This window comes from Blastococcus sp. KM273129, from assembly GCF_021698995.1.
Taxonomy (GTDB): domain Bacteria; phylum Actinomycetota; class Actinomycetes; order Mycobacteriales; family Geodermatophilaceae; genus Blastococcus.
In genome coordinates, this window is the sequence record NZ_SSXB01000047.1 from 1 (window position 1) to 7730 (window position 7730).

Below are 7730 nucleotides of genomic sequence, written 5' to 3' on the forward strand. Positions count from 1 at the left end.
GGGCGGGGGCGGCGGTGCGCTCGGACAGCACCGTCACCGGGTGCCCTCGTGCGCGGTCGCGCGCGGGCAGCAGGGCACCACGGGATCCCTTCGAACCGGGGGCGGAACTCCCCCACTGTAGCCCCGGCCCGTCCCGAGGCCGCCGCGCGGCATGACCTCGGATGACTAGGGTTGATCACGTTGCTGCCGCCGGTGCAGCGGGTAGGGCCCGACCCGACGACGCCGTTCCGTCCTCCGGGCCCACCAGCCCACCGGCGGCCGGCCGCGCCCGGGCACGACGTCAGGCCTACCTCGAGGGAGAACCGACCAGATGGACACGCGCAGCACCGGGCCGGAAGCACCGGCCGAGGCCGCGACCGACGCGCCGACCGGCAGCCCGGCGCAGCCGCAGCCGACCCTCCCCGACGGCTTCGGGGACCTCGACCGCCGCGCCATCGACACCGCCCGCGTGCTCGCGATGGACGCCGTCCAGAAGGTCGGCAACGGCCACCCCGGCACCGCGATGAGCATGGCCCCCACGGCCTACCTGCTGTTCCACAAGTGGCTGAAGCACGACCCCAGCGACCCGAACTGGGTCGGCCGCGACCGGTTCGTCCTGTCCATGGGGCACTCCAGCCTGACGCTCTACGTGCAGCTGTTCCTCGCCGGCTACGGCCTCGAGGTGGAGGACCTCCAGGCGCTGCGCACCTGGGGCTCCAAGACCCCGGGTCACCCCGAGGTCAACCACACCCCGGGCGTGGAGACGACGACCGGCCCGCTGGGCCAGGGCGTCGGCAACGCCGTGGGCATGGCGATGGCAGCCCGCCGCGAGCGCGGGCTGCTCGACCCCGACGCCCCCGAGGGCGAGAGCCTGTTCGACCACACCATCTGGTGCTTCGCCTCCGACGGCGACATGGAGGAGGGCGTCAGCGGCGAGGCGTCGTCGCTGGCGGGCACGCAGAAGCTCGGAAACCTGGTGGTCGTCTACGACGACAACCGCATCTCCATCGAGGACGACACGACCGTCGCCTTCACCGAGGACGTCGCGGCCCGCTACGAGGCCTACGGCTGGCACGTGCAGACCGTGGACGACGGCGAGGACCTCGCCGCCGTGGACGCAGCCTTCGCCGCCGCCGAGGCGGAGACCGGCCGGCCGTCGTTCATCCAGCTCCGCACGATCATCGCCTGGCCCGCGCCGAACAAGCAGAACACCGGGGCCTCGCACGGCTCCGCGCTGGGCGAGGACGAGGTCCGCGCCACCAAGGAGATCCTCGGCTTCGACCCCGAGCGCACCTTCCAGGTCGACGACGAGGTGCTGGCCCACGCCCGCTCGGTGGTGGAGACCGGCCGCGCCGCCCGCGCCGAGTGGGACGAGGCGTTCGCCGCCTGGGAGCAGGCCAACCCCGAGGGCGCCGCGCTGCTGGCCCGCATGCGCGAGCGCCGGCTGCCGGAGAACTGGGCCGAGGGGCTGCCGACCTTCCCCGCCGACGCGAAGGGCGTGGCCACCCGCAAGGCCTCGGGCAAGGTGCTGGCCGAGCTCTACCCGCGGCTCCCTGAGCTGTGGGGCGGGTCGGCCGACCTGGCGGAGAGCAACAACACCGCGGTGGAGGGCGAACCGTCGTTCCTGCCCGCCGACCGGCAGACCAAGATGTGGTCCGGCGGCCCCTACGGACGCACCATCCACTTCGGCGTCCGCGAGCACGCCATGGGCGCGGTGATGAACGGCATCGCCCTGCACGGCGGCACGCGCGTGTACGGCGGCACCTTCCTCACCTTCTCCGACTACATGCGCGGCGCGGTGCGGCTGGCCGCGCTCATGCAGCTCCCGGTCACCTACGTCTGGACCCACGACTCCATCGGGCTCGGCGAGGACGGGCCCACCCACCAGCCCATCGAGCACTTCGCCGCGCTGCGCGCCATCCCGGGGCTCGACGTCGTCCGCCCCGCGGACGCCAACGAGGTCACCGTCGCCTGGCGCACGATCCTGGAGAACAACGACCGGCCCGCCGGCCTGCTCCTGTCCCGGCAGAACCTGCCCGTGTTCGACCGCGAGCAGTTCGCCTCCGCCGAGGGCGTGGCCCGCGGCGCCTACGTCCTGGCCGAGGCGTCGGGCGGCAGCCCCGAGGTGATCCTGCTGGGGACCGGCTCCGAGGTGCAGATCGCCGTCGCCGCGCGGGAGCGGCTGGAGGCCGAGGGCGTCCCGACCCGCGTGGTCTCCGTGCCCTGCGTCGAGTGGTTCGCCGACCAGGACCAGGCCTACAAGGACGAGGTGCTCCCGCCCTCGGTCCGCGCCCGGGTGAGCGTGGAGGCCGGCGTGCCGATGGGCTGGCGCGAGTTCGTCGGCGACGCGGGCCGGATCGTCGGGCTCACCCACTACGGCGCCAGCGCCGCCTTCTCCGTGCTCTACGAGGAGTTCGGCCTGACCGACGAGGCGGTCGTCTCCGCGGCGCGGGAGAGCCTCGAGGCGGCCCGCGCCGGGAACGCCGTCCCCGCCGGCCCGGTGGCCGCCACCGGCGGCCTCCCCCACCCCACCGGCGACCGCTGAAGCAGAAGGAGCCCGTCGCCCCCCAGCCCTCGCGAGCTCGGGCCGGGGCCCTGCGACAGGGCCGTTCCAGAACCTCACCAGAAGGGCTGACGAACATGGCACAGAACGAGAAGCTGGCCGAGCTCTCCTCGGCCGGGGTCGCCGTCTGGCTCGACGACCTGTCCCGCGACCGCATCCGCAGCGGCAACCTGCAGTCGCTCGTCGACGAGCACTCCGTCGTCGGCGTCACCACCAACCCGACGATCTTCGCGGCGGCGATCAGCGGCTCGGAGTCCTACGACGACCAGCTGCACGCCCTCGCCGTCCGCCAGGTGAGCGTCGAGGAGGCGCTGCGGACCATCACCGCCGCCGACGTCCGCGACGCCTGCGACCTGCTGCGGCCGGTGGCCGAGCGGCAGCCGGGTGACGGGCGGGTCTCCCTGGAGGTGGCCCCCGGGCTGGCCGACGACACCGATGCGACGGCCGCCGAGGCCGCGCACCTGTGGTGGCTGGTCGACCGGCCGAACCTGTTCATCAAGATCCCGGCCACCGAGGCCGGGCTCCCGGCGATCACCGAGACGATCGCCAACGGCATCAGCGTCAACGTCACCCTCATCTTCAGCCTCGAGCGGTACAAGGCGGTCATGGACGCCTACCTCGCCGGCCTGGAGAAGCGGGTCGCCGAGGGCGGGTCGCTCGACGGCATCGCCTCGGTGGCGTCGTTCTTCGTGTCCCGGGTGGACAGCGAGATCGACAAGCGCCTCGACGCGGCGGGTGCGGACGCGTCGCTGAAGGGCAAGGCCGGCGTGGCCAACGCCCAGCTGGCCTACCAGGCGTACGAGGAGGTCTTCTCCAGCGACCGCTGGAAGGCCCTCGAGGCGGAGGGCGCGGTCGCGCAGCGTCCGCTGTGGGCCTCCACGGGGGTCAAGAACCCCGAGTACTCGGACACGATGTACATCAGCGAGCTGATCGCCCCGGGCACGGTGAACACCATGCCCGAGAAGACGTTGATGGCCTACGCCGACCACGGCACCCCGGGCACGCCGGTGCAGAAGTCCTACGACGACGCCGCCGCGGTCATGCAGGCGGTGCGCGACGCCGGCGTGGACCTCGACGACGTGTTCCGGGTGCTCGAGGAGGAGGGCGTGCAGAAGTTCGTCGACTCCTGGGACGAGCTCACCACCTCCGTGCGCGAGCAGCTGGAGGACAAGGCGTGACGCTCCAGGTCACCCGCGCCGACCTGGACGTCCCCGGGCCGCTGCGCACGGAGCTCGAGCAGGACGACGTCGCCGCCCGCCTGGCGCGCAAGGACGCGACGCTGTGGGGGCCCGACGCCGAGAGCGAGGCCGCGGTGCGGCTGGGGTGGCTGGACCTCCCGGCCACGTCGCGGTCGCTGCTCGCCTCGCTCGCCGAGCTGCGGGCCGAACTGGTCGCCGAGGGCCTGGACCGCATCGTCCTGTGCGGCATGGGCGGCTCGTCGCTCGCCCCGGAGGTCATCTGCCGGACCGCCGGTGTGCCGCTGGTCGTGCTCGACACCACCGACCCGGGCCAGGTGCTCGCGGCCATGACCGACCTGGAGCGCACCGTCGTGGTGGTGAGCTCCAAGTCGGGCGGCACCGTGGAGACGGAGAGCCAGCGCCGGGCGTTCGTGGCCGCGTTCGCCCGCGCCGGGCTCGACGAGGCCGAGACCGGCCGGCGCTTCGTCGTCGTCACCGATCCCGGCTCCCCGCTCGCCGAGACCGCCTCGGCCATGGGTGCCCGGGCGGTGTTCCTCGCCGACCCCACCGTCGGCGGGCGGTACAGCGCGCTGTCGGCCTTCGGGCTGGTGCCCTCGGCGCTGGCCGGGGCCGACGTCACCGCGCTCGTCGACGACGCCGAGCGGCTGGCCGAGCGGCTGGCCGAGCCGGGCAACCCCGCGCTGGAGCTGGGCGTGGCGCTGGGTGCGGCGTTCCGAGCCGACCGCGACAAGCTCGCGCTCGCCGACGCCGGGGAGACCCCGATCGAGGGCTTCGGCGACTGGGCCGAGCAGCTCATCGCCGAGTCGACGGGCAAGGAGGGCCGCGGCATCCTGCCCGTCGTGCTGGAGTCCCCGGAGGCGCCCGGCGGCTCGGGGCCCGACGTGCTGCTGGGCCTGGTCGGTGCCGACGCCCCGCCGGCCGGTCCGGCGGTCTGCGTCACCGGTCCGCTGGGGGCGCAGTTCCTCGGCTGGGAGTACGCCACCGCCGTCGCCGGACGGGTCCTGGGCATCAACCCCTTCGACCAGCCCAACGTGACCGAGAGCAAGGAGAACACCCAGGCGATCCTCGCCGCCGGGCTGCCCGACGAGCCGGCCGAGGCCACGATCGGCGCGGTGGAGATCCGCGGCACCGCCGAGCTGCTCCAGGGGGTGGACCTCACCTCCCACGACGGGCTGTCGCTGACGCTGGACGCGCTGCTGGCCGCCGTCCCGCCCCGCGGTTACCTGGCCGTCATGGCCTACCTGGACCGGCTCCGGGACGCGCGCGCCGCCGAGGTCCGCGCCGCGCTGGCGAAGCGCACCGAGCAGGCGGTCACCTTCGGGTGGGGCCCGCGCTTCCTGCACTCCACCGGGCAGTACCACAAGGGCGGGCCGCAGGTCGGGGTCTTCCTGCAGATCACCGGCGCCGCTGACGAGGACCTGCCGGTCCCCGACCAGCCGTACACCTTCGGCACCCTGCAGGCGGCACAGGCCGCCGGCGACCGCAAGGCGCTGGCCGATCGGGACCGCCCGCTGCTCCACCTGCACCTGACCGACCGGGCGGCGGGCATCGACCAGCTGCTCACCGCGTTGCACTGCTGAGGGCGGCGAGCCGGCCGGGGAGCCGCCCGAGCCGCGCCCGCCCCTCCCCGCCGTCCGGTCCGCCCGGACCGGACGGCGGGCCCCCGACCACGAGGACGGACGATGACCTCCCACCCGCTGCGCGGTCCGCGATGATCGTCAATCCGCTGCGCGACCCCCGGGACCGGCGACTGCCCCGGGTGCCCGAACCGTGCGCCCTGGTCGTCTTCGGCATCACCGGGGACCTGGCGCGGAAGAAGCTGCTGCCCGCCGTCTACGACCTCGCCAACCGGGGGCTGCTGCCGACCAACTTCGCCCTCCTCGGGTTCGCCCGGCGCGACTGGGGCGACACGGAGTTCGCCGAGCTCGCCCGCGACGCGATCCGCCAGCACGCCCGCACCCCCTGGCGCGAGGAGGTGTGGGAGCGGCTGGCCGGCAGCGTCCACTTCGTCCAGGGGTCGTTCGACGACGACACCGCGTTCGACGAGCTCGCCGCGGCGCTCGGCGAGCTCGAGGGGACGCACGGCATCGGCGGTAATGCCGCGTTCTACCTGTCGATCCCCCCGGGGATGTTCCCGGTGGTGCTCAAGCAGATGCAGCGCACCGGCATGGCCGAGAACACCCCCGGGCGGTGGCGCCGCGTCGTCGTCGAGAAGCCCTTCGGCACCGACCTGGCCTCCAGCCGGGAGCTCAACGCGCTCGTCGACTCGGTGTTCAGCGCCGACGACGTCTTCCGCATCGACCACTACCTGGGCAAGGAGACCGTCCAGAACCTGATGGCGCTGCGGTTCGCCAACAGCCTGTTCGAGCCGGTCTGGAACGGCCACCACGTGGACTCGGTGCAGATCACCATGGCCGAGGACGTCGGCATCGGCGGCCGGGCGGGCTTCTACGAGAAGACCGGCGCGGCCCGCGACGTGCTGCAGAACCACCTGCTGCAGCTGCTGGCCCTGACCGCGATGGAGGAGCCGGTCGAGTTCTCGGCGGAGGAGATCCGCACCGAGAAGCTCAAGGTGCTGCGGGCGGTCTCGCTGCCCGAGGACCTCTCGACCTTCGCGGTCCGCGGGCAGTACGAGCAGGGGTGGCTCGCCGGGGAGCGCGTCCGGGCCTACCGGCAGGAGGAGGGGGTCGACCCGGCGTCGACGACCGAGACCTTCGCGGCGGTGCGGCTGGGCGTGGAGACCCGCCGCTGGGCGGGCGTGCCCTTCTACCTCCGCGCAGGCAAGCGGCTGCCCCGCCGGGTCACCGAGATCGCCCTGGTCTTCAAGCGTGCGCCGCACCTGCCCTTCGCCGACACCGACACCGAGGAGCTGGGCAACAACCAGCTCGTCGTCCGCGTGCAGCCCGACGAGGGGGTCACCCTCAAGTTCGGGTCGAAGGTCCCCGGCAGCGTGATGGAGGTCCGGGACGTGTCCATGGACTTCCTCTACGGCGAGCAGTTCACCGAGACCAGCCCCGAGGCCTACGAGCGGTTGCTGCTCGACGTGCTCCTCGGCGACGCGACGCTCTTCCCGCGCAACGCCGAGGTGGAGGCCTCCTGGGCGGTGATCGATCCGCTGGAGGAGTTCTGGGCCGGTTCGGCGCCCGCGCCGTACCGGGCCGGTGAGTGGGGGCCGCGCGCGGCCGACGCGATGCTGGCCGCCGAGGGCCGCCGCTGGCGGCGGCCGTGACCGGCGGGCGCGCGACCGGCCTGCAGCCACGAGCGGAGGAGACCCCGTGACGACCCTCTGGGACACCACCGGTTCTGCGGTGGTCAAGGAACTGGCCGCCCAGCGCCGCACCGGCGGCGCCGTCCTCTCCGGCGTGGCGCTCACGCTGGTGGTCGTGGCCGACGAGAGCCGGGTGGCCGAGGCCGAGGAGGCCGCGACCCACGCGGCCGAGATGCACCCCTGCCGGGTGCTCGTCGTGGTCCGCCGCCAGATCGACGCGCCGGTCCCCCGGCTCGACGCCGAGGTGGTCATCGGGGGGCGGCTGGGCCCGGGCGAGGCGGTGGTCATGCGGATGTACGGCCGCCTGGCGCTGCACGCCGAGTCCGTCGTCCTCCCGCTGCTGGCCGCGGACGCACCGGTGGTCGCCTGGTGGCACGCGCCGGCGCCCGAGCAGCTGGCCACCGACGCGCTGTCCGTCGTCGCCGACCGCCGGATCACCGACAGCTCCCTCGCCGAGGACCCGCTCGCCGCGCTGCGCACGCGCGGGCAGGACTACGTGCCCGGCGACACCGACCTGGCCTGGACCCGGGGCACCGCGTGGCGGGCCACGCTCACCTCCACCCTCGACGCCGTGGCCGGCCGCCGCGGCGAGCCGGTCCGGGTGCGCAGCGGGCAGCTCACCGGGGACCCGCGGAACCCCACCGCGCAACTGCTCGCCGGGTGGCTGGCCGCCCGGCGAGCAGTTGCGCGGTGGGGTTCCGCGGGTCCCCGGTGAGCTGCC

Annotated in this window: 5 protein-coding genes; all 5 read left to right on the forward strand. The window is 74.2% G+C overall.

Annotated elements, in window-relative coordinates; all coding sequences use genetic code 11:
* The first annotated feature begins 310 nt into the window (after positions 1–310).
* The gene (tkt, locus tag E9565_RS13825) at positions 311–2524 is read left to right on the forward strand and encodes a transketolase (protein WP_236826708.1); all 2214 of its coding nucleotides are present in this window, start codon (positions 311–313) and stop codon (positions 2522–2524) included.
* A 95-nt stretch (positions 2525–2619) separates the two neighbouring features.
* Positions 2620–3720 (forward strand): transaldolase, encoded by a 1101-nt coding sequence (tal, locus tag E9565_RS13830; protein WP_236826707.1) that lies wholly within the window; start codon positions 2620–2622, stop codon positions 3718–3720.
* Positions 3717–5321, forward strand: a complete 1605-nt coding sequence (locus E9565_RS13835) for a glucose-6-phosphate isomerase (RefSeq protein ID WP_236835502.1) — start codon at positions 3717–3719, stop codon at positions 5319–5321. Before tal ends, E9565_RS13835 begins: the two co-directional genes overlap by 4 nt.
* A gap of 131 nt (positions 5322–5452) precedes the next feature.
* The gene (gene zwf, locus E9565_RS13840; RefSeq protein WP_236835504.1) at positions 5453–6970 is read left to right on the forward strand and encodes a glucose-6-phosphate dehydrogenase; all 1518 of its coding nucleotides are present in this window, start codon (positions 5453–5455) and stop codon (positions 6968–6970) included.
* A 46-nt stretch (positions 6971–7016) separates the two neighbouring features.
* Positions 7017–7724, forward strand: coding sequence for a glucose-6-phosphate dehydrogenase assembly protein OpcA (locus tag E9565_RS13845; RefSeq protein ID WP_236835506.1), 708 nt, complete (start codon positions 7017–7019; stop codon positions 7722–7724).
* Positions 7725–7730: the final 6 nt, after the last annotated feature.